This is a genomic window from Olleya sp. HaHaR_3_96 (genome assembly GCF_019278545.1).
Lineage (GTDB): Bacteria > Bacteroidota > Bacteroidia > Flavobacteriales > Flavobacteriaceae > Olleya.
Map to the genome: position 1 here is coordinate 996,382 of NZ_CP058987.1, position 26,375 is coordinate 1,022,756.

At 33.4% G+C, this 26,375-nt stretch carries 24 protein-coding genes; 5 read left to right on the top strand and 19 right to left on the bottom strand.

The features are described 5' to 3' along the window. Positions 1–184: 184 nt before the first annotated feature. A complete protein-coding gene (locus H0I26_RS04250; protein ID WP_218701156.1) occupies positions 185–3,436 on the top strand; it encodes a T9SS type A sorting domain-containing protein in 3,252 nt (1,083 codons plus the stop codon). 550 nt (positions 3,437–3,986) lie between these two features. Here the strand turns inward: H0I26_RS04250 and H0I26_RS04255 are convergent. The 16 genes from H0I26_RS04255 to H0I26_RS04330 all read right to left on the bottom strand — a co-directional run bounded on the left by H0I26_RS04255 (position 3,987) and on the right by H0I26_RS04330 (position 15,647). Beyond that, positions 3,987–4,448, bottom strand: a complete 462-nt coding sequence (locus tag H0I26_RS04255; protein WP_218701157.1) for a hypothetical protein — start codon at positions 4,446–4,448, stop codon at positions 3,987–3,989. 6 nt (positions 4,449–4,454) lie between these two features. Then, positions 4,455–4,793 carry a DUF5713 family protein gene (locus H0I26_RS04260; protein WP_218701158.1) on the bottom strand — a complete coding sequence of 113 codons (339 nt, stop codon included), beginning with the start codon at positions 4,791–4,793 and terminating at the stop codon, positions 4,455–4,457. A gap of 37 nt (positions 4,794–4,830) precedes the next feature. Further along, positions 4,831–5,376, bottom strand: coding sequence for a CbrC family protein (locus tag H0I26_RS04265; RefSeq protein ID WP_218701159.1), 546 nt, complete (start codon positions 5,374–5,376; stop codon positions 4,831–4,833). Positions 5,377–5,756: 380 nt separating this feature from the next. Then, on the bottom strand, positions 5,757–6,020 hold the full coding sequence (locus H0I26_RS04270; RefSeq protein WP_218701160.1) for a DUF1871 family protein: 264 nt from the start codon (positions 6,018–6,020) through the stop codon (positions 5,757–5,759). Further along, positions 6,017–6,274 (bottom strand): hypothetical protein, encoded by a 258-nt coding sequence (locus tag H0I26_RS04275; protein WP_218701161.1) that lies wholly within the window; start codon positions 6,272–6,274, stop codon positions 6,017–6,019. Before H0I26_RS04275 ends, H0I26_RS04270 begins: the two co-directional genes overlap by 4 nt. A 148-nt stretch (positions 6,275–6,422) precedes the next feature. Further along, positions 6,423–7,151, bottom strand: coding sequence for a DUF2071 domain-containing protein (locus H0I26_RS04280; RefSeq protein WP_218701162.1), 729 nt, complete (start codon positions 7,149–7,151; stop codon positions 6,423–6,425). Between the two features lie 129 nt (positions 7,152–7,280). After that, a complete protein-coding gene (locus H0I26_RS04285) occupies positions 7,281–7,736 on the bottom strand; it encodes a hypothetical protein (RefSeq protein WP_218701163.1) in 456 nt (151 codons plus the stop codon). Between the two features lie 135 nt (positions 7,737–7,871). Further along, positions 7,872–8,681, bottom strand: coding sequence for a hypothetical protein (locus H0I26_RS04290; RefSeq protein WP_218701164.1), 810 nt, complete (start codon positions 8,679–8,681; stop codon positions 7,872–7,874). Beyond that, positions 8,681–9,172 (bottom strand): glycine-rich domain-containing protein, encoded by a 492-nt coding sequence (locus H0I26_RS04295; protein WP_218701165.1) that lies wholly within the window; start codon positions 9,170–9,172, stop codon positions 8,681–8,683. Before H0I26_RS04295 ends, H0I26_RS04290 begins: the two co-directional genes overlap by 1 nt. Before the next feature lie 499 nt (positions 9,173–9,671). Next, positions 9,672–10,310, bottom strand: a complete 639-nt coding sequence (locus H0I26_RS04300) for a DUF6705 family protein (RefSeq protein ID WP_218701166.1) — start codon at positions 10,308–10,310, stop codon at positions 9,672–9,674. A gap of 21 nt (positions 10,311–10,331) precedes the next feature. After that, the gene (locus tag H0I26_RS04305) at positions 10,332–10,487 is read right to left on the bottom strand and encodes a hypothetical protein (protein ID WP_218701167.1); all 156 of its coding nucleotides are present in this window, start codon (positions 10,485–10,487) and stop codon (positions 10,332–10,334) included. 225 nt (positions 10,488–10,712) lie between these two features. Next, entirely contained in the window at positions 10,713–11,282 is a 570-nt protein-coding gene (locus H0I26_RS04310; protein WP_218701168.1) for a hypothetical protein, read from the bottom strand. A gap of 140 nt (positions 11,283–11,422) precedes the next feature. Further along, entirely contained in the window at positions 11,423–11,878 is a 456-nt protein-coding gene (locus H0I26_RS04315; RefSeq protein WP_218701169.1) for a hypothetical protein, read from the bottom strand. 336 nt (positions 11,879–12,214) lie between these two features. Next, the gene (locus H0I26_RS04320; RefSeq protein WP_218701170.1) at positions 12,215–13,537 is read right to left on the bottom strand and encodes a hypothetical protein; all 1,323 of its coding nucleotides are present in this window, start codon (positions 13,535–13,537) and stop codon (positions 12,215–12,217) included. Between the two features lie 301 nt (positions 13,538–13,838). Then, entirely contained in the window at positions 13,839–14,735 is an 897-nt protein-coding gene (locus H0I26_RS04325) for a hypothetical protein (RefSeq protein ID WP_218701171.1), read from the bottom strand. Positions 14,736–14,843: 108 nt separating this feature from the next. Continuing rightward, on the bottom strand, positions 14,844–15,647 hold the full coding sequence (locus H0I26_RS04330) for an AraC family transcriptional regulator (RefSeq protein ID WP_218701172.1): 804 nt from the start codon (positions 15,645–15,647) through the stop codon (positions 14,844–14,846). Between the two features lie 179 nt (positions 15,648–15,826). Between H0I26_RS04330 and H0I26_RS04335 the strand changes: the two genes are divergently transcribed. Continuing rightward, positions 15,827–17,335: a succinate CoA transferase gene (locus H0I26_RS04335; RefSeq protein ID WP_218701173.1), complete on the top strand. Its 1,509-nt coding sequence runs from the start codon at positions 15,827–15,829 to the stop codon at positions 17,333–17,335. Positions 17,336–17,422: 87 nt separating this feature from the next. Here the strand turns inward: H0I26_RS04335 and H0I26_RS04340 are convergent, their stop codons facing one another. The 3 genes from H0I26_RS04340 to H0I26_RS04350 all read right to left on the bottom strand — a co-directional run bounded on the left by H0I26_RS04340 (position 17,423) and on the right by H0I26_RS04350 (position 21,555). Then, positions 17,423–18,178: a hypothetical protein gene (locus H0I26_RS04340; RefSeq protein WP_218701174.1), complete on the bottom strand. Its 756-nt coding sequence runs from the start codon at positions 18,176–18,178 to the stop codon at positions 17,423–17,425. A 541-nt stretch (positions 18,179–18,719) separates the two neighbouring features. Then, positions 18,720–19,769: an IS110 family transposase gene (locus H0I26_RS04345; protein WP_218700320.1), complete on the bottom strand. Its 1,050-nt coding sequence runs from the start codon at positions 19,767–19,769 to the stop codon at positions 18,720–18,722. Positions 19,770–20,262: 493 nt separating this feature from the next. Further along, positions 20,263–21,555 (bottom strand): aminopeptidase P family protein, encoded by a 1,293-nt coding sequence (locus H0I26_RS04350; RefSeq protein WP_218701175.1) that lies wholly within the window; start codon positions 21,553–21,555, stop codon positions 20,263–20,265. 210 nt (positions 21,556–21,765) lie between these two features. Between H0I26_RS04350 and H0I26_RS04355 the strand changes: the two genes are divergently transcribed. From H0I26_RS04355 to H0I26_RS04365, 3 genes are read left to right on the top strand one after another with little or no spacing between them, the layout of a single operon-like run. After that, complete coding sequence (locus tag H0I26_RS04355; RefSeq protein WP_218701176.1) at positions 21,766–24,576, top strand: glycosyl hydrolase; 2,811 nt, start codon at positions 21,766–21,768, stop codon at positions 24,574–24,576. Between the two features lie 55 nt (positions 24,577–24,631). Continuing rightward, the gene (locus H0I26_RS04360; RefSeq protein ID WP_218701177.1) at positions 24,632–25,900 is read left to right on the top strand and encodes an alpha/beta hydrolase-fold protein; all 1,269 of its coding nucleotides are present in this window, start codon (positions 24,632–24,634) and stop codon (positions 25,898–25,900) included. Then, positions 25,884–26,327, top strand: coding sequence for a hypothetical protein (locus H0I26_RS04365; RefSeq protein ID WP_218701178.1), 444 nt, complete (start codon positions 25,884–25,886; stop codon positions 26,325–26,327). Before H0I26_RS04360 ends, H0I26_RS04365 begins: the two co-directional genes overlap by 17 nt. Positions 26,328–26,375: the final 48 nt, after the last annotated feature.

Genomic DNA, 26,375 nt, shown 5'->3' on the forward strand with positions numbered 1-26,375 from the left:
GATTAAAAAAGAGTAGATGCCCTCTGAACTTTATCAAACAACAACATTATAATACCTGTTGTTTATGTTATATCGAATGATTTTACTTTTTTGCTCTAAAAACAGTGGGTCAAAGTGGGTTTTCTTAAAATAAGGCGTTATTTTTAATTAAATTATAAATTATCACCCTTAAAATTATCAAATTATGAAATTAATGAATGTCATTAAAGGAGTCATAACGTTAGTTATACTCTTTTCATTTAGTAGCATACATGCACAGCGCATTTATGTTTCGAAAACAGGAAATGATGCCAATCCCGGCACGGTATCTCAACCTTTTAAAACAATAGCAAAAGCATCTGCAATAGCTAATCCGGGAAATACTATTGTTATTGGAGAAGGTACTTATGAAGAAACTATAAAGCCTTTAAGGTCAGGAACCCCAGGAAATCCAATTGTTTATACGTCTAAGCAAGGGGAGAAAGTCATTATTTCAGCTATGGAAGCCTTAAGCGGGTGGACCTCTGATGGAGGAAGTGTTTGGAAAACCACTGTTAATTGGAATTTAGAGCAGCGTAACTTTGTAACCCGAGGTGCTACTGTATTAGATTTAGCCAGATGGCCAAATAATACGGATGGTGATCGTTTTACATTAAATTCATTACGTAATGAGGGCGGAAGTCAAGATGAGGTCTCTATAAATGCTTTTTTAACAGATGGAGACATTCCAAATTGGCAATGGTCAAATGGAGGGTCTATTATGTTTTATGGAGACCGTCCAGGGTCAGGATGGACAACATGGAGAGCATGGATAAAAAGTCAATCTTCTGGTAGAGTAACTTTTGATGCGGTTAAAAATCAAAATTGGATTATAGGATCACATCCTCCAGGCGATTTTGGAGATTATTATTTAGAAGGAATAAAAGAAGCTCTAGATTATCAAAATGAATGGTATTTTGACGCTAGCGCAAATTCTCTTTTTGTGCAACTACCAGGAGGTGTAAAACCTCAAGATGGTGAGGTGCAGATGGCAAGAAGAGCGGTGACTGCCAATTTAGAAAATCGTGATTATATACATATTGAAAACCTTGCTTTATTTGGAGGGAATGTTCTTATAAAAGGAACAGGTAATAAATTGAAAGGCGTAAAGGTTTTATATGGAAGTATGACAAGAGGTATTACTCCTAACTTTAATTCTGGTATTAATGCAGTAGATGTTAAAGGAGGTTCTGTAAACACCATTATAGAAAATTCTGAAATAGGTTTTGGAGATGCTACAGGGATTTGGGATTCAGGAAATGCTACCATAATCAGGAATAATTATATTCACGATTTTGACTTTTTAGGTTCTTATGATGCGCCAATAATGGCACGAGGAGGAAAGAATTCTAAGATTTTACGTAATAATATTTCTCGTGGCGGTAGAGATGGTATTCAAATAGTAAATAAAAATTCTGAAGTTGCTTGGAATGATATCTCTCGTAGTAATCTTATCGCTGATGACTGTGCTTTACTTTACACCATTAATAAAGGTCTAAATATGGATATTCATCACAATTGGTTTCATGACGCGGAAGGTAGAGGCGAATTAAAGAAAGCTGCAGGGATTTATTTAGACAATGATGCTGAAAATGTTCGTATATATCGTAATGTCGTTTGGAATGTCGAGTGGACAAATATTCAAATTAATTGGAATGGAAAAGATATTGATATTTTTAATAATACGTTAGTCAAAGCAGATGGAGGTACCATGGGAGCTTGGCATAAAGCAGGTACAGCATTTACTAATGTTAAAGTATGGAATAATATTACGGATACTTATAGAACCGACCAAGGTGGGAATCAAGAAACAGAAGGAACTTGGGAGCCGCAGTCTAATAAGCAAAATAATCTTGTAGATCAAACCTCTTTTGTGAATTTTAACGCGAATAACTATAGGCTAAATAATGGAACTGTTGCAGTAGATGCAGGTAGAGTTATAAGTGGTTATACGGATAGTTTTATCGGAGTAGCTCCAGATGTAGGGGCTTATGAAGTTGGAGATAATTGGGTACCCGGACCAAACTGGGATATTAACCAAGGACCTACAGGTGTTTGTTATGATTTACCAGGTGAAAATTGTAGTACTACAGGAGGAGAGGATAGTGTTAGACCGGATGCTAACTTAGCTGATGGAGTATACTATATTCAAAACACGACTAATGAGATGAAAATTAACAGTCCCAATGGACGTCGTGTAAATATTGCGGCTACTTCAGAAAATAGTGCAAAATGGCAAATTACCAAAGTCGGCACGTATTACACGATTAAAAATCTTAGAAATAATGAATTCTTAGAAGTCCCTTATGCGGCTTGTAATATAAACGAAAAGGCAGAGAATCTTAATGTTAATTTAGGGACGTGGACATCAGTTGGTGGAAATCATCAAAAATGGGGGATTACTAAAGTCAATGAGGATTATTTTTTAGAACCTTTACATTGTGAAAAGGTTGTGGATAGAAATAATGGTAATACCATGCATTTATGGCCATACGTAGCGGGCAATACAAATCAAAATTGGAAAATTATTAGGGTAGAGGATGCTTGTTCTGCTAATATGGCTATTTCTAATTTAGAGCGTACAGTTGCAACTAATACGTCCATTACAGTGACCTTTGATACATTTGATGGCGTAAATACGTATGAAGTTAGAGCTTGGCCTAAAGGTCAGTTTGCAGGAAATGTTAATACTCCAACAGCAGCAGCATATAAAACTGGTAATTTCTCTCCAATAACTATTGACGGATTAACGGCAGGTACTGAATACACAGTGGTTATACGTGCTATTTGTGTGACAGGAGGCACATCAGAATTAACACAAATTGATGCTGTTACCTCTGGACCATGTACTGTAAATGCTGATATGACTTCAGTAAAAAAAGTGAGTGATACGAACCAATCTATTTCAATAGGATTTAATCAGTTTACGGGTAATAATACGTATGAGTTAAGAGTTTGGCCTAAAGGACAGTTTACCGGAAACATAAATAGTCCGAGTGCAACGTCCTATGCAAGTGGGACTTCATCGCCAATAACAATCAACGGTTTAGCATCAGGTACTGAGTATACGCTGGTTTTACGTGCTATTTGTTCACAAGGTGGTACATCAAAGTTAATAACAATAAATAGTGCTACATCTAGTTCTGTTTCCAGAATTGATACTACTATTGAAGACCAAGAAGATACAATTGTTTTATATCCAACACCAATTAAAGAAGGTGCGTTAACTATTTATTTAGGACACTCTAAAACATCAAAAGTAAGTATTCTTGATTTGCAAGGTAATACTGTATATCGCACCGAAACAAATGAACAACATCTTAAAATAGATCGCTCATTATTTGGAAATTCTGGGTTTTATTTTGTTAGGATTGAACAACAAGGTGTTGTTACAACTAAAAAAATACTAGTAAACTAAAAATATTTAGAGGTCAGTAGTTAAATTCATGCCTTTAGGGTTGATAAAAGGGGGGTGCTAAATCTTTTTAAAGGCCAGAACTTTCTTGAGTTTTCAGAACGGTTTAAAACCGATGGAGATTGAAAGTAATAAAGGCATGAATTTATAATATAGTAGATAGATGGTGATTCATTAAGTAAGCTTCAGGATGGTAACTACTCGATATTTAACGTTTAATACAGTTTCGTTTTTATCCAATTCAACACCATTTATAAATATAGCATAAGCTTCTTCTATTATGCTTGGGTCTTTACCAAGCAAGTTTTAATATTTCACCTTAAAAAACATTTAAAGTTTGTACAAAAGCGAGCAAAAAGTGAAGGAAAGGCACTTGGGGTTTTGTTTTTTGAAATAAGAGCACTTTATAAGGCTATAAACTTCCATTTAAGCATATCAAAAACAAGATTGAATCTAATAAATAATAAAAATTGAACCTCTTAAAAAGACTTAATTTACTCAATCTATTAAACTAGTATGGGGTGAAATGGTTATCGGTGTTAGCAACAGTATTCTATCCGTCAATCAGTATTTCAGTTGCTTTTAAATCAGACATTGTCATTGTAATTGTATGATTTAAATCGTGTTCCGTTTCAAAAGCTATTTCCCAAGATTTAGGGTCATTCTCGCATCTTGATAAAAAAAGATAGACCGCATTAAATTCTTTTCGGAAATCGGTTATCTTAAAATCTTCTTTCCAGTTTTGGAATTCTTTTTCAATTAATGGCTTTACTGAAGAGATTATTTTGTCATAATCAGATTCAATTTTTCGAAAGAAATCTTTCTGTAATTCTGTCGGTCCAGTTTCATTACCCTCAATTCCAATTTCTATAATGTCATCAGTTGGTTTAAAGTGTTTTCTGCATTCAAAATAGCTTTTAAGTGGTTTCTTTTTGTTCTCAATAAAAATCATTTTCCCAAAAAACGCATTATCTATTTTAATCGTCTTTCCAAAAATAAATTCAATTATTCCCATATCTGTTTACCAATCTCTAGTTGCAATTAATTCTTCAGTATCAGCTTCAAATCCATAAGATTTAGAGATGAACTCAAAATCCATTGCGATACATTCTCTTGCAACAGTTTCTATTTCACTATCATTTTCGTAAAATTCTTCTTGTAGGTCGTTAAATTCATCCGTTGCTTTATGAGTCAAAGCATATAGTTTTTTAAGAGTTTTTGGCTTTTCAGTTTCTATTTTATTGCATAAAGCAATTAGAATGTCTTTGCCTTTATCAACAAGGTTATTTGGGAAATATTGGTCTTCATACATTTCTTTTAAAAATGAATACTCAACCATTTTTTTAGTCGTTAATTCCATTTGATTTATGTTTTTTTTATTTTGTTGGCAGTATTTATTATGTGAAGTCAATATGTAATCTATGTTTTTTACATTTTTGGCATTGAAAGAGATACGCTCCCAAATCACTACTTTCTCTTGTAAATCCTTCGGTAAACCATTCTAGGGGTAATTCAAGTTTTTCAATGTCTTCTTTTACTTCATTTAAAACAGGTGTAATCATTTCACTTGTTGCATAACCAATGAATGCAGAAGGTTCGTTACAATGTGATAACCATATTTCCTGTTGGCAGGATGAGTAACTTGGCGTTTTCGAGCAAATTTCAGTAAGCAGTTCTATCGGGATTGTTGGTTTTGGGTCATTAGGATCTGGTGACACACCTTCTATTGCGCAATAACTATTAAATTCGCCGTCATATTTCTCAGCAGCTTTGCCATTTGCAATACACCAAGGGCATATGTAGTCAGGCTTATTAATGCTGTAAAATGAACTGTTATATTTCAGACTTCTTTTCTCTGCACATATTGAACATATTCCGTCAATTTCATCAAATAAATCTAATTCGTAAGCATTCGGACTGTATTTAAATTTCGGAAGTTCCATCTCTTATAAGTGTTTTTTAATGTCTAGCCCTAAAATAGGGTTACAGTTTAAAATTGAATTTAGACTGATAATTTATATACCATATTTGGTGTTTTATAATCTAAAGATAAATGTAATCTTACTTCGTTGTATAGATTAATTGGATTTTTTACAGCGCTTTTGCATGGCTTATGCTAATGTATTTGTTATGATTGGAAGACACTAGAGCGTAAGCGTAAAAACGAGATTCCATTAGGTAAACCGGCATATACGTTTCTGAGTGCTATTGCTAGTAGTAATAGTTTCGAAAGGACAAACGTGGTTACATACGTACGTTGGTGTGAAAGGCGCACTCCGACTATTTTAGTCGAAGCCGTCTACTCGATTGTACTTTCGTGCTTTTATTTTTCGTTTAAAATTGAATGTATTTGTTCCGCAATAATTTTAGATTTAAAGGGTTCCAAATGGATTCCGAAAGCTTGACTCATAACAGTATTTATTATTTTATTTATCTGCTCAACTGTATTTGTCTTTTTTACATGCCGCAGTATATCAGTCGCTTCAGTGTCATAGTTATTCAAGTCGGTTATCTTAACGGATTGTTTTCCTAACGGATTCCATTCCGTTAATAAAACTTTTACTTTGTTTATGTGTTCTTTATTCATTTTATGTTGGTTACGAATTGCGATCGAGCTTTTCCGTCAATTTTTAAATTTCTATTGGAACAGTATATTTTTAATTTATCCAAATCGACTATAAAATCGTTTACAATAAAACCTTTGGAAATCAAACCGTGCTTTGTTTTTAAAAAGGATTTGTGCCAATCATTCCAAGAGTCATGCATTGCATCTTTATCGTCAATCATTTTTAAGAATTTTTTCCAATCTTTTCTGCGATAATATGCTAAGTTTAATTCCATAATAAATTTTTATCTTGTTTTTGGGCATGAAGCACAACGTTTTATGTATAAGAATAGTGCGGTTTTGTGTGCGAGAATTTTCCGCAGGAAAATCAGACGTTACAAAAACGCACGGACTCTAGATTAAGCACTAAACCAAGCTTCATTTTTATAGTGTGTTAGGTGCAGTTTTTATTTTTTTTAGTCCAATCCATTCGTGTTCAATATCTTTCATTAATAATGCATTATCAAATTTGACAGAACCTTTCGGGAAAATACTTTCATTCTCAAAAAAGCTTGATTTTACATTCTCAACTTCCAAAAGTGATACTTTCCAATTATATGCTTTTAATTGAAGTCCATCAAAGTTATTTTTGTCAGGCGAATATCCAATAGAACCATTTTCAAAGAATTCAGAAATACATTCTAAATTTTCAAATACACTTTCAGTATTCCAAGAGTTTGTTTCTTTTGCTTTTATTGATAGTGAAGTTTTGTCATCGCTTATAAAACCGACTTCGTAGTTTCCGTCTTTTTCATTTACTCTAAAATTTGCTAAATGGTGAATTCCAGGAAATATAGTTCCACCAGCTAAAGAATTTAATTTAGAAGAAGTATCTCTTCTTAGAATGTAAACTCCTTCTTTTTGCTTTCCATTTTCAGTCCATTCAACTGCAATTCTATGAGCTCCATTTTCAGAGGAAATTCCGATTTGTTTCGGCAAACCTTTCGGTCTGATTTCTTTTAATCTGATCAAACAGATTCCCGCAATTCCTTTTCCGTTTACTAATTTAGGCTTGAAAGGTTTTGGTAAATAATTTTCCAAGACTTCTTTATCAATTTGGTAATTGATTAAAATCCGTCTGTCTATTATTCCTTTTATTTTCGGTATTTTCATTTGAGTGAGCAAATTGCACCTAACAACGTTTAGTATAAGAAAGCGTAGGGTAGGTGATAAGGACTATGTTGCGCGTTTATTACTTAGCTAAAGTTAACGCTTTTTTAGATACTATGTTGTAATTAGTATTTAATCGGAAAACCCAATTATTTTCATATCGTTTCCAGAAATTTCTACGCTCACTAAACCTCCTTCACCTTTTGAATCTCCTTCTAATAAAATTATCTTAATTATTAAAACATTAATTGGAATACATTTTTCTATAATTTCATATTTGGAATAAACTATCTCTGAAGAAATTTTAGGCATAATGCGCTTACCTTTATTTTCAATTACTTTATTATAAAGTGCCTTCAATTCATCTTTTGAATTCAAAATCTTTATTCTATCAAGCGCAAAGGGGATTTTTGATATGGCAATCAACGAATCAATATTTTCTCCTTCGGTCAAAAGCGTAACCCATTTTTCAGCTATATTCTTAGCTGTTTTTTGTTGTTCAATTGTCTGAGGAATAGAATCATTCTGAGCACTCGACTTACAAATAAAAGTGAATAAGAGAATAGAAGTTAAAATTATTTTATTCATATTTTTTTTATTATTTACAACGGTTTTTGGTATGTTTTGTAGCGTATTTTAAGCAACTAATTAGGTACATGGTTGTCGATTATTAAAGTCTGCGAGAAGCAAACAATAGATTGTATACGGGTTATCATCAGTTTTTTAATCACACCCTCCGCAACTACTACATCCGCTATCGCAAGAAGAACAGCTAGAAGAGTCAAATTCAGAGTTAAAAGAATTTAAAGTAGCATCAAAATCATCAAAATAGGAGTCAAACATATACTGATCTTCGAAAAAACCAATGTATAACCACCAATCACTATCTGTATTATAAGTGTCATTGTATAATACTTTTTGTTGATTTAATAATTCCTTATCAATTGTTTTTAAAAGTTGAAAATCTAAATTCTCAAGTAAGAATATATTTCCACCAATGCTTAATAATAGTTCTATCCCTTTTTTCTTATCTTCATGGAGCAGGTGGTTGATATTGTTGTCAATAGTATTTAAATAGTTTGATATCCCTTTTTTTAATTTTACTCCTTTAGCTGTTAGTTTATTTATCCTAAATAAATTTAACAGAGATGTTTGTTTAAAATAAGGATTTATTTCAATGTTGCTTCTTATTAGTTTTTTATAACACCAACTCCCGTTTGAATTATCGTAAGCCATTTTTATAAAATTCTTAAATAGTATTTGCAGTGATCTATTTTTATTAAATGGACTTAAATAAATTAATTCGTGATTTTTAGGTTTGTATTTTTTGAAGTTTTTACCTGAAGTAACATAGGTGTAAGTCCTAATGTGTTTATCTCTAGGATGTGGTTTTTGATGGACTTCTTTAATTTTAATTATTTTTTTTAAAAGTAAATCTATAAAAGTAAGTTTCATCAAATCTTTAAACTCAACAAAAAAACCATCTTGAATTAACAGTGTTTCTGCGGGTGTTATTTTGGATAGTATTTTCATTATTTTTTAAAACGTAGTTTAGGTATTATCCAATTTCTCTTTCTGTTAACTCGTGTAAAATGAATCTCTTTAAATCTAGTTTCAACATCTATCCAAATGTCTTTGGGAGGTTTCTCACTAAATAGCGATGTATAAAACTCAAGTGTTCTTAAATATTGTTCTTTAAATAACGTTTTTTCCTCTGAACCTTTTGTAGGTCCGTGATGAATATTTTTATTTATGGTGTATTTACAAAGTTGAATCCAATACGACTCTGTGTAAAGTAAATGGAGATGCCAAACTTGGTCGATTTGGTCTGACGGTGTTTGAGGGAAATCGGAAATAGCAATTAGAAAAATAAATTTTTTGTACTCCAATATAGTTCTCAGTGAATATTCCATTGACCAACCATTTTCTCTTGCTAATCTATCAGTAAAAGTAAAAGAAGAATCTATGTCGTCAATTTCGAAGTTTTGAATTTTATTCCATATTTCGTTTTGTTCATCAGTCATTTTTGGTCATTGGTTGTAACGATTAGTCTAAGATGCGTAATGTAGAGCATAAGCGTTACATTACGAGTTATTGCTTCGTCAAATTTACATATATAGCTTTAAAATTTTTCTAAATGCCCAATTGAAAATTTGGCGACCTTTATAACGAAATCAAAACTTTTAAATTATACCTAAACGGGTTATATTATTTACACGGTGTGTATGCTCAGCATGGGTATCTTTTTATTGACCGAAAGGTAAATAATTAATCCAGAGGGCGCAAGTCCCTTATGCGCAGAAGTAACCTTCGGCTACGCTCAGGACAGGCTTATTGAAGCATTAGTAAGTCGCAAGAGTGAAAGTCCTTTGGTGTGATGATTTACGAACCGCCGTATACGTTTCTGAGTGCTATTGTTAATAATAATAGAGACGAAAGGATCAACGTAGTGCACGTACGGTGGTGTGAGAGACGCACTCCGACTATTTTAGTTGGAGCCGTCTACTCGATTGTGGTTAGTTTTTATTGTTTGGTTAAAGTGTACTCTCCATATGGTAAACTAAATCCAGTTTCGTCTGATAACTCACCTGTATTTTCATCTAGTACAATACCATTGCCACTTAGCATGAACCAGACTTTTAATTTTTCAATTCCATTATCAAAATAGCGCCTGATCACAAACTGATCACTTAAACCTGTTAGGTGTCTTTTAGATGGCTCGTTTATAGCCATAACCATTCTTTTTTCATCTACTGCACATTCATCACATTGAGGGTAAGTGTTTGGCCACATTAATGAGTAAGCATATAAATTATAGTCAGAATCTCCAATCAATTCTTGATCAATATTTTCAAGAGTATTAACTTTTTCAATTCCATTTTCGATATATTGATACTCTCCAATTAGTTCGTCAATAAAATAATTAGCTAAATAACCTTCAATATTGATCATTGTTCTTTTTCTAAATACTATTTTTAAAGAGTCATTTCCATTTGTAAATAACCAAGTACCAACATATTGATTATGTACACTATCTACATCTTTGTAATAAGCATTTTCTACATTTTTAGTATTACCTTGATAAAGAGGAATAATCGGATTTTGAGCTTTAACTAATGTTGTTAGTAATAATAGAGTTAATGTTATATAAATTGTTTTCATTGTTGTATTTTTTTTAAATTATTATTCGCAAGGTTGCTCAATTGGTGAGCCTAAAGTTGGACTTACAGGATTTAAGTCGTGAACTAATTCTGACCAACTAGATAAATCCTCATTTGCTTTATATAGGCCAATACCCATATTAAAAGATTTAAAAGTATCTAGTAGGTCTTTTTCCATTTACTGCTCATAACAACAGAAAAGCTGTCCAATTTTTAATTTTTATAGCATATGTACCTTGTGGAACAGTAAGTTCAATTTGGTGAACCGCCGTTTATGCTCCTGAGTGCTATTGCTAGTCGCAATAGATACAGAAAGGATCAACGTAGTTGCGCACGTACGGTGGTGTGAGAGCGCACTCCGACTATTTTAGTTGGAGCCGTCTACTCGATTGTAAATAGTTTTTTACATTGGCGCATTAATCAAAGCAACAAAGTCAGGATTATGTGTTTCCTTTAGACTCTTTAGAATACCAATAATTATATATAAATTCATTAAATTCCTTAAAATATCGTCTTTAAAATAGTCGTCAGTTTTAGGCTTAGAAAATTCTATTTTAATATTCCTTTCCGCAACTTTAGATATCTTAACTAAAGCCTCATTTAATGTATAGATATCAGTCCAGTTCTCGTATTCTGAATATTTGTCAAGATATCCATAATCTCCTTGCTCATTAATTCCAGAGCCAATTGCGCAAAAAGTTACAGGAGGTTTCTCTTCAATTGATTTATAATAGTCAAGCGTGTCATCTGCTGATTCTTGAAAATTATTAGGTCTCAAAGCCTTTTCCTCATTTTTAGATAATCGTAAGGCATTAATTAAGTTTTCGGGTGGAGAAGTTTTTTGAATATGGTTTTCAATAAATTTACTCCCTTTTGTTAGCCAATTTGCTAATTCAGAATGTTCTTCAGCGTAAATAGGTTGACTAAATTGAACTTTATCATTTTTTTTAATATATATTCCTAAAACTCCCATTTTTCTTGTTTTCGTTTAAATTATTTACAACGTTTAGTATAAGAAAGCGTAGGGCAGATGATAAGCACCTTCGTTTCGGTTTATTACTTAGCTAAATATAAATATTTTGTTTTTATCTTTTCTAATATAAACGCCATCTTTTATCTTTCAGATTTTTTAATTTTTATAACTTTTTTTACATAATTAATCGTGTCTCCTTTTATTATATAATCTAATTTTTCAGAATCGATGTATTCCGCAATTTGCTTTTCAGTCAGTTTGTTTTCAGAATGCAGTTTGTAAATTTCATCGACGAATAGTTCTAAATTTTGTGCATATTCTTTTGCAACTATTTTAGAAGTAGGATTGTTTTTTAAAAACAGTTCTCTTTCTTTTTTTGGTAAGTCGGTTGTTAAGTATACTTCATCCTCCGAAATAGTAGATAACATTGTAGAACTGACTTTTCTTTTTCCATTGCAGTAAGCACACTTTCCAGGTTTCCAAAATAATTGCTTATTTAATCTTTCGATATCATTTAAATCTACATTTCCTTTTCCTAGACATCGAGGACATTTAGTGTCGTTTTTATTTTTAAAAAACTTATCGAATATTGACATTGAACTATGGTGTTTCTTAATTAAAGCTAACCGTTCCATATATGTTGTCGTAGCATCCCAAAGGGTGCTATGCACTATACACATCGTGTGTGCTCAGCATGGGTGTCTTTTTATTGACCGAAAGGTAAATAATTAATCCAGAGGATACAAGTCCCTTATGCGTAGGAGTAATCCTTCGGCTACGCTCGGGATTATTGAAGCATTAGTAAGTTGCAAGGGTGAAAAGCCGTGAGATTTTATCTGTAGGCAATGTAGTTGCTTACGTACGGTGGTGTGAGAGGCGCACTCCGACTATATTAGTCGAAGCCGTCTACTTGATTGTGCATAGTTATTTCACTAACTTATTTCTTTCTTTTCTCGGATTTGTTTTTCAGACAATTCCTTTTTTACAGTTTTATTTTTCAATTCAGGATTTTTACTTGTCAATTCTTCTATTAATTCTTGCACAGGTCTTTTTGGTATCTCTAATACTGTATATTCCTCTTCAAAAATTATTTTGTATGTTTCCTTAAATTTAGATTCTTTTCGTAATTCAGAGAATAATGGCCAAGTTTTATAATTTTCTTTGTCTACTTCTCCATTTTTGCCAATTTTAGACATTAATTTATAGCAGTTTTCGAAATCTTCTGTTAACACCAAATGTGCTAATTTGAAATCATCACTACTTGCGCTCCAATCCATCGAACCAATAATTAATTTTGCTTTTTCCTTTTCGTTTTGTAAGTACTTTGATAGAGATTGATTAATAACAAAGACATTTTTTAATGAATCATTAAAGTGATTTTTTTGATTGCAACCAAACTCCAATAAAATATCGGCTAATTTAAAATGTTCAGAACTTAATAAATCAAAACAAGTATCATTTAGACTTCTATCCGCATTTTTAATATCATCTGGTAATAATTTTCTCCAAATAGTATGTGTCAACTTTGTTGCCAATTCATATAAACATTTATAAGCAGAAATAAAATATTCGATTTTTGTGTCTAACCTTTCATTTAATTTTGCTTCTCCAATTTCGCAGTTATTGTCCCTACAAACCTTTAAGTATTGGCTTGACACAATTCCGTCACAATGAACAAACAGATTTCTTCTTTGAGTTATTTCTATAAATGTTGACCAAACTGGAAGATTTTTTCTTAAAGGGATATTTATTTTTTTTTCAAGATAATCAAATTGTTCAATATGATTTTTTCTTAAAATGCTTTCAATTTCTTTTTCGATAATATATTCTTTAGCATCTTCAATAGATTCAAATTTCACTAATTCAGAAAACGTTAATTCTCTTTCTGATTGATTGATATATTCAGGTCTAATTTTAAATAATTCTCTCAATAGTTTATTTAAGAATGCATCATATTGAGATATTAAAGAGACAAACAAACTTTCGGGTATAATTTTAGATGCAAGTTCTGAAATTTCAAAATTCTTTGATAAAGTTTCAAATATCTTCGATTCTTCATGTTTTATAGATATTGATTTCTTTCCATCTTCGTCTTCAAATTCATTAACATTATTTTTTAGAAAATTCTGAAACTTTTCTATTGCTTTTTTTTGATAAGGATCAAGTAAAAGCATTGTCATTGGTAAAGTATCTTTAATAGAATCTAAATGTCTTAAAAATCGATGTAGGTTGTCATTTAATCCTTTTCCATTCATATTTATAGCGTTTTTTTTAATTACACCTAACTAGTCATATACCAACTAAAGCACTCAATAGCCCAAAAATAAAGGGATAGCCGCACTTTTGTTACTAGCTTCAGTTTTGAGAAGCTAAGCTACAACTAGTTATACAATCTCACAATACGTAGAACTACGTATTTTTTAGACGATGACTAGCGGCTCCAAGTTAGGGTTTTTAATTTGTGGGGTATTACGGGATTCCTCATTATGGTAAATTAAAGGCATAAAAAAACACAAACCGAGGCTTGTGTTTTTTTATAATCTATTTTTTGTCATGTTAGTGTTCCTCGTCATTCGGGGCGAGGGTGTTGTCCAATTGCTTTAATAACAGATAGACTACATCTTGGTTTCCTTCGGTTTGTCTTCTAGCCCAAAAAGAATAGACATAAAACACTCTGTTTCCAATATAAGAATAACTTTCTGGGTAAGTGGTATAGTTTTCATCGGATAAAATGTCGGTTACGGTAGCACTTGCTAAGTCTTCATTTGCGATGCGTTCGGTTTCTTCTAGTTGACTATAATCGTCAGTCGTATCGTATAACCTTGATTTTAATGTATTAAAATGGTACTGAGCGTTTTCGTTATTTTCTATTTCATTATATGCTGTTATTAGCCCTTTGACAATAGCTGCTATCCCAGAGTCTTTATATATGGTGTTATGTTTAAATAGGTCATATATTTTAAGTTTGTCGTTGTCTGTTAACAATGTGTTTATGCTTTCTGTACTGCGGTCCACGGTATTCCAAAGGTGATTGATCATACCTATTTTGGATTGTACGTAATTAGTGTTGTCCTTTGAGGTATACGGAAAACTGTATTCCCAAACCTGTGTCATAATATTGTTTCGGTCTAGTTGCAGTTCGTCTATAATCGTTTTAACTAGTTGGTCTTTATGCAATAGAAAGGGAGAATCTGTAAAAAGGAAATTGATATATTCCATTTTAACACAGTCTGTTGGTATCTTAGACTTAGTATCTTCTAATAGCCTTGTTTGACTTATAAGCTGGTTAGATAAGACATGTATTACAGAGTCTTTTTTGGAAAGAAGTGTGGTCAGGGAGTCTTTTACGCGGGTATTGTCGTTTTTTTGTGTATTGGTATTGGTTTGTTGGCAAGCACATACTAGTGTGAAAAGGGCACATAATATTGTGTTTTGTACAGTTTTAAAGGTCATAGTATTGTTTTGGTTTTTGATTGTATGGTTTGTATGGCGACGGGTTGCGTCTGCGCGAAATTACATGTTTTTTATAATATGATCGGGTGGTCTTTTTGTAATTGGTTACTAGTCTAGATAAATCTCGTTAGATTTTCTGTATTCAGAAGGGCGTTTGCCCATAACCTTACTAAACGTGTTACTAAAGGTTGGGAGACTACTATAGCCAACCATATTGGCGATTTGAGAAATGTTATAATCAGAGTTTGCTAAATATTCTAAAGATTTAAATATTCTTAGTTGGGTGTAATACTTAATAAAAGACATCCCTAAATCTTTTTTAAATAGTCGGTATAAGGACTTGTCTGTCATGCTAAAGTTGGACGCTAGTTTTGGTAGTAGATGTTCTTGGTCAATTTTATCAGACAGGTAGTTAGTAATGCTTATTAATCTGCTATCCGTAGGATGTGGTAATTCTAAAGCAAGCGATTGTGACACGCTTTGCTCTAAAAGTGTTTTAAAGGCATGTACAATAGGGTATTTGTTTTTTTGAGATTTGTTAATATCACCATTCCAGTTTTTAGTGAATAGTAATAGCTCCATTAATAGGGTATTGATATGGTAGATGCCTTCTGTTTTATAAAACTCGGTAGCCTTAGCTTTTATAGGAAAATATAAGTTTCGCATAATTACTTTTGGCGAACTTGGGTAAATAGCATGTTTTACTCCTGATGGAATCCACATATAATGTCTTGCCGGTAAATAATACATTCTGGTATTGGTTTTGACATGGACAACACCACCTTCGGTATATAAAAATTGACCTTTGTCGTGACTATGGGGTTCTATAAAAGATTTACCCATGGCATTATGATAACAAAATATGCTTTTCGGAATTTTATCAACTTCTGTTAAATAGTACTTATTGTCCATGGATAAGGGCTGTGATTAGTTATAATGCACTAAATTAATAAAACATTGTCTTTTTTTAATAAAAAGACACTAAATATCTTGCATAAATTGCCACTGTATTTTATTAAATAAGCAATAGGACCGCTATTTTTAATTAAATACTAAATTTTTTAACCCTAAAATTATAAAATAGTCATATCATGGAGAGAATACAATACGCCCCTTATATAGATAAAGTGCAATCGGCAGAAGATGCTGCTTCATTAATTGAAAATCATGCTGTTTTAGGCGTTAGTGGATTTACAAAGGCAGGAGATAGTAAAGCTGTTTTACCTATGGTAGCGCAAAGAGCAAAGTATGAGGATTTAAAAGTGACGCTATTAAGTGGTGCGTCATTGGGTTATGATACGGACGCTGATTTGGCTAAATATGGTGCTTTACATAAACGCATGCCGTTTCAAGCAGATGCGACTTTAAGAAAACATATTAATAATCATGATGTCCTATATGTAGATCAGCATTTGGGACAGACCGCTGATATGCTTCAAAAAATAGATGCGTTTAAAATAGATGTGGCTATTATTGAGGCGGTTTCGATAACTAAAGACGGCTATATTGTGCCAACGACATCAGTTGGGAATTCCCCTATATTTGCAGATAAGGCAGATAAGATTATTATTGAAATTAATAGGAGTTTCCCAATAAGTTTTTTAGGGTTACATGATATTAAGGTGTTAAAAAAACAACCCAACCGAGACATTATTCCGGTGCTTACGTCGGAGACCAGAATTGGAGATCCGTTTATTAAAATAGACCCTAGTAAAGTGGTGGCTATTGTGTATACTAATAAGCCGGATGCGCCTGCTGTTATTTCTGATCCTGATGACAAAACAAAAGCCATTTCAAATCATATTCTTGAGTTTTTAGGTAAAGAGGTGGACGAAGGCCGTTTGACAGAATCGTTGTTGCCATTACAAGCTGGTATTGGTAAAACAGCAAATGCTATTTTGGCTGGTTTTGCAACTAGTCGCTTTAAAAATCTAACGATGTATTCTGAAGTGCTTCAAGATAGCACGTTTGATCTTTTTGATTCAGGAAAATTACTGTTTGCTTCGGCATCTTCCATTACCGTGACACAAAAATGTTCTGATAAAATATTTAAGGACTTCGAAAAATATAAAAGTAAGTTGGTATTGCGTCCGCAGAATATTAGCAATGCAGCTGAGGTCATTAGTCGTTTAGGAATTATTGGAATTAATACGGCAATTGAGTTTGATATCTACGGAAACGTAAATTCGACACATATTACCGGAACAAAAATGATGAATGGGATTGGCGGTTCTGGTGATTTTGCCAGAAACGGGTACTTAAGCATCTTTGCGTGTCCTTCTATGTCTAAAGGCGGTAGTATTTCTCATATTGTGCCTATGGTGTCGCATACAGATCATACGGAGCATGACGTGGATGTTTTAGTCACGGAGCAAGGATTAGCAGATGTTAGAGGTTTGGCACCTATCGAGCGCGCAAAGCTGATTATTAATAATTGTGTGCATCCAGAATACAGAGCGCAATTATTAAGTTATTTTGATAATGCTTATCGTTTGGGCGGACAAACGCCACACATACTTAAAGAGGCCTTTAGTTGGCACACACAGTTTAAAACGCATGGCACAATGCATATTAATACATATGCTAATTGTGATGTTTAGTTAGTTAGAGAGAAAAAAGCGAGCTGTTTAGCTCGCTTTTTTTGTTTGAAATAGATCGTTGTAATATTGTTGATTGCCGTTAATTAACTACTGACATGTAATTGCGCTAAACGTGTCAAGTGCTGTCGCTTCGTTTTCTGTGTATAATGTAGGCTGAAACAGTAAAAATTTATCGATAGCATGCCCTTTTGAACGTCCAGAAATTTCCATTGTGTAGATACCTGGCGTATCAAATTGAACATAAATGTCATGGGAATCGTTATCAGAGGTTTTAGCTTGCCATTTAAAATCTAAATCGTTACCACTACGATATATTTTAAACCAACCATCGGAAGACGATCCATTTGGAATTGGTGTTTTTCCTACGCCATTAGGATAAACAATATGGTCTGTACTTGATTTTAATCCGTAAAAATCGCTGGCATCGGCAAATCTTAACCAAGTGTCATTAGCTTCAGTTGAGTTGGTGCCTTCTTTTACAGCAGATCTCCAGATAAATCTGTAAGTTCCTACGGTGTTGATTTGTAATTGATAAGTCGATAAATTACTACCAGGTGCGTTGTTTTGTGCTTCGTTAATTAGGTAGCCTGTTCCTGTTGCGTTAGAGGTGTCATTAATTAACGCCCAAGTAGACGCAAATACAGTGTTTTCACACTCGACTAAAAGTAAAGCGTTTTGTTCGTTAAAAATATAATTAGCAACATCTGTACAGTTTGTGTTTGTGTTGCTGTCTGGTTCGTTAGGTGTTGTTGGGCTATCATCGGAATCTTTTGAGCAAGCTGCCGAAGTCATGACTATAAAACAGTACAAAAAGTAGCGTTGTATTTTTGAGGGAGTAAACATAATAATTTGGTTTGATTTTGGTTTGAAAGTAATACGTGTAAAAATAGGATTAAAAAATGTTATTAAAACAGCTTTTTTTAGTAGAAAAAAAGGCTATTGTTTTTGATTCAATTAGAGGGGTGTAGCCTAATTGTTGTTGTTTAGAATGTTAAAATTGAGGCCCAGTTTAAAATAAACAGCGTAATGCAAGTCAGCCCCATGCTGTACAATACAGTACCTTCCCAATAGGCTAGTCTTGTAGATCCGAGTTTCCATAGTTTGGTGCTGTATTCTTTTTTGATATCCCCGCTAGTTAGCTTCCAGAAAAGAAATGTAAATACGCAGAAAATAAGAACGGCTATGATTACGATGGTCGTTTTTTCCATTTGTGAAACGTTTTATGTTGTTATTGGTTATTGATAGTAAATATTAGGCTAAGATAATCATTTATTTTATGTGTTGGTTTGATTTTTAATACGTGGTTAGATTCTGTGTTAATTTACAACAAAAAATTCATATTTTTTTTATATTTTTATTTTTCAAAACGGCTTCGAGCTAGTTTCTAAAGGGCAGTTTCTATTTCTAATAGAGTTGCTCTTTTTTGTTGCTCATAATTTTGAATAAAACCTTCTTTATTTTTATAAACGACGTAAATTAATTCTAATAATTTTCTTTGAACAGCAATCAGTCCTTTCATTTTCACACCACTTTTAGCCGTTAATCTCAAATATAATTCTTTATGGGTTTTATTATATTTTACTGCAGATAATGATGGTAAATGCATCGCTTTTCTCAAATTACGATTTCCTTTTTTTGATATCCTTGTTTTAGACCTTATAGATGTTCCAGATTGTTTTTCTTTTATATCTAAACCTGCATAACTGGTGATTTGTTTTTTATTTCTAATCAGTTCAAATCCATTTGTTTCTGCTATAACAATTACCGCTGTTAGCATCCCTACACCAGGAATTGTGCAAATATTTTTTAATTCTTTTTTTAATTGAGTATCCTTATTTACTATATTTTGAATTTCTATCTTAATCTCCTTTTCTTGTTGGTTAAGAAATTCAATTCTAGTTTTTAAACGCTTTAAACTACTTTTATTAGGTTCTGCTTCAGTTTTTTCTGCATGCAGTTGGTTCTTCACAATTACGCGTTCATCTACTATTTGGCTTCGCTCTCTGGTAAGTTGCTGTAGCTCTTTGTATACTTTTTTTGGTTTCGTCCAACACTCTAATTTTCGTTCTAAACCAAATTGACAAATGGCTTGTGATGCTGTTTTGTCAGTAATGGTTCTTACATTAAGAGTTCTCATATAATTACTAATCTTATTTGGTAATACGATAGTTAAATTACATTTTTTTTTATCTAAATAATACGCGAATTTTTGATGATAAACACCTGTTGCTTCCATTACAAACTGTAGCTTTATCTCTTTATTTATAATTGGATCTAGCCATTTGAGTAAGGCAGCAAAACCTATTTTATTATTTTTAAAGACTTTGTAAGCATAAAGATCTAACGTGAAATCATTATACATTTTTCCTAGAGTTACTACTAGTTCTTTTTGAGCTACGTCAATACCCAAGACTTGTTTTAAGATTTGTTTCATTTTACATGGTTTTTAATAGCATATAAAGTGAGTATCTTTCCTCGTTTTTTCTCCTAGTGGATATTCTGGATATAACTATTTATAATTATTCCTTACATTCTGTTCAAACTCTAAAAGATATAAAAAAAGTGAGGTGATTTCTAACCAACAATATACTTTTAGAGTTATTTAGTTGCGTGCGTACTCTCACTTTTTTCACTTTATTCTTGCTAAATTTATATATGAATTAACTTCCTTTACAAACATAGGAGTAGCACGTGATTATATAAACAAAAGCTGAATAGAAATGTGCTATGATGGTCTTTGCTATATGTGATTAAGAATAAAATTGTATTCTGGCTAAATTCGAGTTGTTATTGTTAAATGTGTTTTTTTCGAGTGTCGCAATCTATTTCTTATACTATTTTGAGGTCGTGTTTACTTTTAAACGTAATATTGAGGGCATAAAAAAAACGAGCTATGTGCTCGCTTTCTTTTGTGTTAGTATGTAATTTTATTTATTCATTAAGCTCTCAATTTCCTCAATTTCGATTGGGATGTTGCGCATTAAATTAAATGGTGCTCCAGATTTTTGGATAACCACATCGTCTTCTAGTCTAATACCAAAACCTTCCTCAGGGATATAAATTCCTGGTTCTACAGTAAACACATTGTTGGCTTGCATTGGCTCGGTTAAAATACCGTAATCATGTGTGTCTAATCCCATGTGGTGAGACGTCCCGTGCATAAAGTATTTTTTATAAGCTGGCCAATCTGGGTTTTCGTTAGCAACGTCTGCTTTGTCTATTAAACCAAGACCTAGTAATTCGCTGGTCATTAATTTACCAACTTCAATATGGTAGTCTGCCCAAATGGTTCCAGGAACTAATAGTTTAGTCGCTTCATTCTTTACTCTTAAAACCGCATTGTAAACGGCTTTTTGTCTGTCGTTATATCTACCAGAGACAGGGATAGTACGGGTCATATCGCTAGCGTAATTAGCATATTCCGCACCAGCGTCAATTAAAATTAAATCACCAGCCTTACAGTCTTGGTTATTTTCTATGTAATGTAGTACGTTAGCGTTGTTTCCGGACCCCACGATTGGTGTATAGGCAAAACCTTTAGAACGGTTGTTTAAAAACTCGTGCATAAATTCGGCTTCAATGTTATATTCCATAACGCCGGGTTTTGTAAAGCCTAAAACGCGTCTAAATCCTTTTTCTGTAATATCACACGCTTTTTGGATTAGATCTAATTCTATTTGATCTTTTACAGAACGTAAACGTTGTAATATAGGATTGCTTTTAGCAACACGATGCGCAGGATATTTGTCTTTTATCCATTTTGTAAAGCGGTCTTCTCTAGTTTCTGTCTCGACATTAGCTCTATAATGCTCGTTGGTGTTGATGTAAACGGTTTCGGCTTGTGTCATCATTTCAAACACAACTTTTTCTAAATCTTGTAACCAGTATACGGTTTTGATCCCGCTAGTGGTTAAAGCAGCTGCTTTAGTAAGTTTTTCACCTTCCCAAACGGCAATATGTGCATTGGTTTCTTTTAAAAATAAAACTTCGCGATTTTTAGGATTGGGGCAATCAGGGAATAACACTAAAATGCTTTCTTCTTGGTCAACACCACTTAAATAAAAGATATCTCTGTGTTGTTGGAAAGGTAATGTGCTATCGGCGCTAATAGGGTAAATATCGTTAGAGTTAAAAAAAGCAATGCTTTTTGGTTTCATTTGAGCCGCAAAATTTTTACGATTTTTAACAAAAAGTGCTGCGTCTATTTGGTGGTATTTCATAGGAAAAATATGTTTTTGTATTTCCACAAATGGTACTGAGTTTTTTTTTTCAGAAAAGTGGGAATTTTATTAGAGTTGAAATTCTACTTCAAAAATAAGAACTTTAAAATACATAACTTATAAAAGCGTCTTAAAATGTGCCCCTGTTTAACTAATTAACTTTGTCCTTTTTACTTTTATCAGTATCTTGAAAACTTATAAATGACAACCATGAATTTTAGATTTATTTTATCCCTTTTTATTGTGTGCTCCGTTAGTGCGCAACAATCCTTATTAACAGAAAAAGCAGACCTACAAGCTAACGCGATAGTAAAAAATATACCCTTTACAAATATCGGGCCTACTGTTATGAGTGGTCGTGTGGTGGATTTGGCGGTTAATCCTGATAATCCAACCGAATTTTATGTGGGTTATGCATCAGGAGGGGTGTGGCATACCATTAATAACGGAACAACATTTACGCCTATTTTAGATAGTGCTCAAACGCAAAATGTTGGAACTATTGCTGTCGATTGGAAAACCAGAACGCTATGGGTTGGTACAGGAGAAAATAATGCTTCGCGATCGTCTTACGCTGGTATTGGGATGCTTAAATCCAATGATAATGGTCAAAATTGGGAGTTTGTAGGTTTGCCTAATTCCCAGCATATCGGTCGTATTTTGATTAATCCAAATAATGTTAATGAAGTGACTGTTGGTGTAACTGGTGCATTGTATTCTAAATCGGAAGACCGAGGGGTTTATAAAACTAAAGATGGTGGAAAAACTTGGGTTAAAACGTTATACATTGATGATGTTAGCGGAATCATTGATATGCAACAGGCGCCAAACGATTTTAATAGACTATATGCGACGTCTTGGACTAAGGATAGAAAGGCGTGGAATTTTGATGGTAGCGGAAATAACTCTGCGATTTATAAAAGTACGGATGCCGGAGATACATGGGTAAAAGTGTCGACAGAAGCAAGTGGGTTTCCTACAGGTAGTGGCGTTGGTCGTATAGGATTGGCAGTTTACGATAATAATATTATTTATGCGATACATGATAGTCAGTTTAGACGTCCGTCAAGCGGAAATAAAGACAAAAGAAACGGGTTGCAAAAGGATGATTTTAAGACCATGAGTACTACGGATTTTTTAGATCTAGAGGATAAAAAATTGAATGCCTTTTTAAGAATGAATGGCTTTCAAGAAAAATATAGAGCGGCTAACGTAAAACAAATGGTGCGTAGCGGTAATGTTAAGCCGGCTGATTTGGCGCATTATTTAGAAGATGCTAATTCAATGTTGTTTGACACACCAGTGATTGGTGCTGAGGTTTATAAAAGTAATGATGGTGGACAAACTTGGCGTAAGACGCATGATGATTATTTAGATGATTTGTATTATAGTTATGGGTATTATTTTGGACACATACATGTGTCTCCAGTAGATCAAAATGCTGTTTATGTGTACGGCGTGCCTATTTTAAAATCTAAAGATGGCGGAAAAACATTTACATCGATTAGTGCAGAAAATGTGCATGCAGACCATCATGCGCTTTGGATTAATCCAAAAAATCCTGAACATTTAGTGAATGGGAATGATGGTGGTGTTAATATCACTTATGATGATGGGTCAAATTGGACTAAAAACAACTCGCCATCAGTAGGGCAATTTTATGCCATTAATATAGATAATCAAAAACCATATCGCGTGTATGGTGGTTTGCAAGATAATGGTGTTTGGGTTGGTGCGCATGATGCTAAAGAAGATAAAAGTTGGCAACAAAGTGGTGATTATCCATGGAAAAGTATAATGGGAGGCGATGGTATGCAGATTGAGATTGATAATCGTAATCCAGATATTGTGTACACAGGGTATCAGTTTGGTAACTATTTTAGATTAAATCGTGATACTGGTGATCAAACCTATATTCAGCCTAAACACGAATTAGGAGAGAAGCCCTATCGTTTTAACTGGCAAACACCAATCCATTTATCACGACACAATCAAGATATTTTATATTTAGGAGGTAATAAGTTAATGCGGTCTTTAGATCAGGGTAATACTTGGCAAGCCATTAGTGGCGATTTAACGCAAGGCGGAAAACAAGGTAACGTGGCTTATGGTACGATCGCGACTATTAGCGAGTCGCCGTTTGAGTTTGGGTTGTTGTATGTGGGTAGTGACGATGGGTTGATACACGTGTCTAAAAATCAAGGCGCTACTTGGGAGGTTATTTCTACTAATTTACCTAAGGATTTATGGGTCACGCGCGTGGTGGCTTCCAAGCATAAAAAGGAACGTGTGTATGCTACTTTAAATGGATACCGTTTTGATGACTTTGCAACGTATGTTTATAAAAGTGATGATTATGGCCAAACATGGACGTCTATTAGTTCAAATATTCCAAAGTCGCCTGTAAATGTTATTATTGAAGATCAGGTCAAAGAGACTATCTTGTATTTAGGAACGGATAATGGGGTCTATGTTAGTTTTGATACCGGAGGGACATGGCATGCGTTTTCAAAAAACTTGCCAGCAGTGGCTGTGCATGATATAAAAATGCAAGAGGAGACTAACGATTTGCTTTTAGGGACACACGGTAGAGGGATTTACAAAACCAATGTTACGCCATTACAAGAATTTGATTTTGGAGTGGTTTCGAGTAATGCTATGACTATTTTTGATTTGGATGCGATTAGGTATTATAAACGTTGGGGAAATTCGTGGAGTAAATGGATGGCACCATTTGAGCCAAGTACAACGATTACATTGTTTAGTGCTACTTCTGGTCAAAAAGAGGTTAAAATAATGTCTGAAAATAATAAAGAGATACAAGGGTTTTCAGTTGCTATAGATAAAGGGTTTAATTTTATTACGTACGACTTGACGATTAGTGAAAAAGGAAGAAAGGCTTTAATGAAGGAGAACACCACTATCGATATCAATAAAGCTAAAAATGATAACTATTATATCCCTAAAGGGAAATACACGGTTAAAATTGATGGTGTTTCAAAGGGATTTGAAGTAGAATAATGAATAAAGTGTAACAATTGTAAATAGTGTGACTCTTTTATATTAAAGCACTATTATGAAACCATTCGCTATTGTTATACTTATTCTTTTTATAACGGCAACAAGTTGTAAGAAACAAGTCGTCATCCCAGAAGAGTCGTATACGGCAATGGTTGAGGCTGCTTATCAGTTGTCGGTAGATAAGGATTCTTTAATTCAGGTAGAAGCTTTGGAGATGTATGAAACTGCTTTTACTAAGTTTCCTGATAGTATTACGGACTATTCTATTTATGAAGCAAGCGTTGTTGCGAGTCAGATTAAAACTTTTGATAAGGCTTTTAGTTATCTTGAGCACACCGCTAAATTGGTGGAAGATGAAATGGGTTTTCCAGGTTGGGATTATATTTTAGGCGAATATGCTGACGAGGACTACAAAAATCTAATGCAAGATAGTCGATGGCTGGCGTTATATGAGACTGCTTTAAATGATAGGAAACAGTTTTTTGAACGATTGAAGGCAGAAGAAAGAGAGTTTTTTAACACTAGAAAAAATGAAGACACGTCTATTTTGGAGGCTGAAGAGCTCTATCACCATCTTAAAACGTCTAATAATTACTTGCCAAAGAAACAACAGGATTATTCTATTGCGTTTAAAATAAATGATACCACAAGCACGTCTTATTTTGTGCATTTGCCAAAGTCATATACACCTAGTAAAAAATATACAGTCTTGTTTTATTTACATGGCGCTGTGCGGGGCAATGCGTTATCTGTTTTTGAAACAAAGCTTAATTTAATGTATGATAATAAACGATACACTAAAAGGGCTGATGCTAACAATGTTATTTTGGTATTCCCTAAAGGTAATAAGGACTTTAATTGGATGCTTAAGGATGACGGGTTTTTTATGGTGCCCGAAATTGTGAAGCAACTTAAAATGGCATTAAATATTGACGATAACAAAGTGTTTGTCTCAGGGCATTCTAATGGGGCGACGGGGTCTTTTTCTTACCTAATGAAACAGCCGACTGCTTTTGCAGGATTTTATGGTTTTAATACCTATCCAAAAGTGTTTACAGGTGGTACGTTTATTAAAAATGTGCTGTCGCGGTCTTTTATTAACTTTTCTACGGATCAAGATTACTATTATCCACCCAATGCAAATGATAGTCTCAATGTATTAATGGCTGATTTAAAAGCCGATTATAAAGACCATCGTTATAATGGTTTTCCACATTGGTTTCCGGCATTTGAAGAGTCCGAGCCAGCGTACGATATTTTGTTTGATGATGTGTTGCATCGCAAAAGACAGCCGTTTCCGAAAAAAAGTGGAATGGGAGTTTGATGATGACGCTTACGGGACTATGGATTGGATTAGTAATGCTAAGCTAGATACGGCTAAAGCTAAAGCGTCTTGGCACAAAACAATGAATTTTGACATTGTAAAGTGGTTAAAATTAGATAAAAAGGATAGTGTGGTGACAGTGGATGTGGCTCAGAAAGCATTTGATTTTCCGAGAGCATCAGGTAAGATTGTTACTGATTATGAGGCTAATCAGTTTACCGTGACGACGTCTAGAATTGGTGCGTTTTCTATAGCTATTTCGCCAGAAATGGTTGATTTAAACGCGCCTGTTAGGGTTGTTTTGAATGGAGCATTAGTTTTTGATAAAGTGTTAACTTATGATAAGCAATTTATGTTAGAACAATGGCATGCTAACCGAGATCGATCGCAGTTGTGGGTTAATTATATTCATGTTAATGTCGAGTAAACACTAGTTACTTAAACCCATTCTAAATAGTACAAATAGGTTTTAAAA

Coding starts and splice junctions, on each gene's coding strand:
- H0I26_RS04295 (WP_218701165.1), bottom strand. CDS start 9,172: ATGACTGATGAACAAAACGAAATATGGAATAAAATTCAAAACTTCGAA.
- H0I26_RS04260 (WP_218701158.1), bottom strand. CDS start 4,793: ATGGAATTAACGACTAAAAAAATGGTTGAGTATTCATTTTTAAAAGAA.
- H0I26_RS04285 (WP_218701163.1), bottom strand. CDS start 7,736: ATGAATAAAATAATTTTAACTTCTATTCTCTTATTCACTTTTATTTGT.
- H0I26_RS04325 (WP_218701171.1), bottom strand. CDS start 14,735: ATGACCTTTAAAACTGTACAAAACACAATATTATGTGCCCTTTTCACA.
- H0I26_RS04360 (WP_218701177.1), top strand. CDS start 24,632: ATGAAACCATTCGCTATTGTTATACTTATTCTTTTTATAACGGCAACA.
- H0I26_RS04355 (WP_218701176.1), top strand. CDS start 21,766: ATGAATTTTAGATTTATTTTATCCCTTTTTATTGTGTGCTCCGTTAGT.
- H0I26_RS04270 (WP_218701160.1), bottom strand. CDS start 6,020: ATGAATAAAGAACACATAAACAAAGTAAAAGTTTTATTAACGGAATGG.
- H0I26_RS04300 (WP_218701166.1), bottom strand. CDS start 10,310: ATGAAAACAATTTATATAACATTAACTCTATTATTACTAACAACATTA.
- H0I26_RS04350 (WP_218701175.1), bottom strand. CDS start 21,555: ATGAAATACCACCAAATAGACGCAGCACTTTTTGTTAAAAATCGTAAA.
- H0I26_RS04255 (WP_218701157.1), bottom strand. CDS start 4,448: ATGGGAATAATTGAATTTATTTTTGGAAAGACGATTAAAATAGATAAT.
- H0I26_RS04290 (WP_218701164.1), bottom strand. CDS start 8,681: ATGAAAATACTATCCAAAATAACACCCGCAGAAACACTGTTAATTCAA.
- H0I26_RS04250 (WP_218701156.1), top strand. CDS start 185: ATGAAATTAATGAATGTCATTAAAGGAGTCATAACGTTAGTTATACTC.
- H0I26_RS04275 (WP_218701161.1), bottom strand. CDS start 6,274: ATGGAATTAAACTTAGCATATTATCGCAGAAAAGATTGGAAAAAATTC.
- H0I26_RS04315 (WP_218701169.1), bottom strand. CDS start 11,878: ATGTCAATATTCGATAAGTTTTTTAAAAATAAAAACGACACTAAATGT.
- H0I26_RS04330 (WP_218701172.1), bottom strand. CDS start 15,647: ATGGACAATAAGTACTATTTAACAGAAGTTGATAAAATTCCGAAAAGC.
- H0I26_RS04310 (WP_218701168.1), bottom strand. CDS start 11,282: ATGGGAGTTTTAGGAATATATATTAAAAAAAATGATAAAGTTCAATTT.
- H0I26_RS04345 (WP_218700320.1), bottom strand. CDS start 19,769: ATGAAACAAATCTTAAAACAAGTCTTGGGTATTGACGTAGCTCAAAAA.
- H0I26_RS04320 (WP_218701170.1), bottom strand. CDS start 13,537: ATGAATGGAAAAGGATTAAATGACAACCTACATCGATTTTTAAGACAT.
- H0I26_RS04280 (WP_218701162.1), bottom strand. CDS start 7,151: ATGAAAATACCGAAAATAAAAGGAATAATAGACAGACGGATTTTAATC.
- H0I26_RS04340 (WP_218701174.1), bottom strand. CDS start 18,178: ATGTTTACTCCCTCAAAAATACAACGCTACTTTTTGTACTGTTTTATA.
- H0I26_RS04305 (WP_218701167.1), bottom strand. CDS start 10,487: ATGGAAAAAGACCTACTAGATACTTTTAAATCTTTTAATATGGGTATT.
- H0I26_RS04265 (WP_218701159.1), bottom strand. CDS start 5,376: ATGGAACTTCCGAAATTTAAATACAGTCCGAATGCTTACGAATTAGAT.
- H0I26_RS04335 (WP_218701173.1), top strand. CDS start 15,827: ATGGAGAGAATACAATACGCCCCTTATATAGATAAAGTGCAATCGGCA.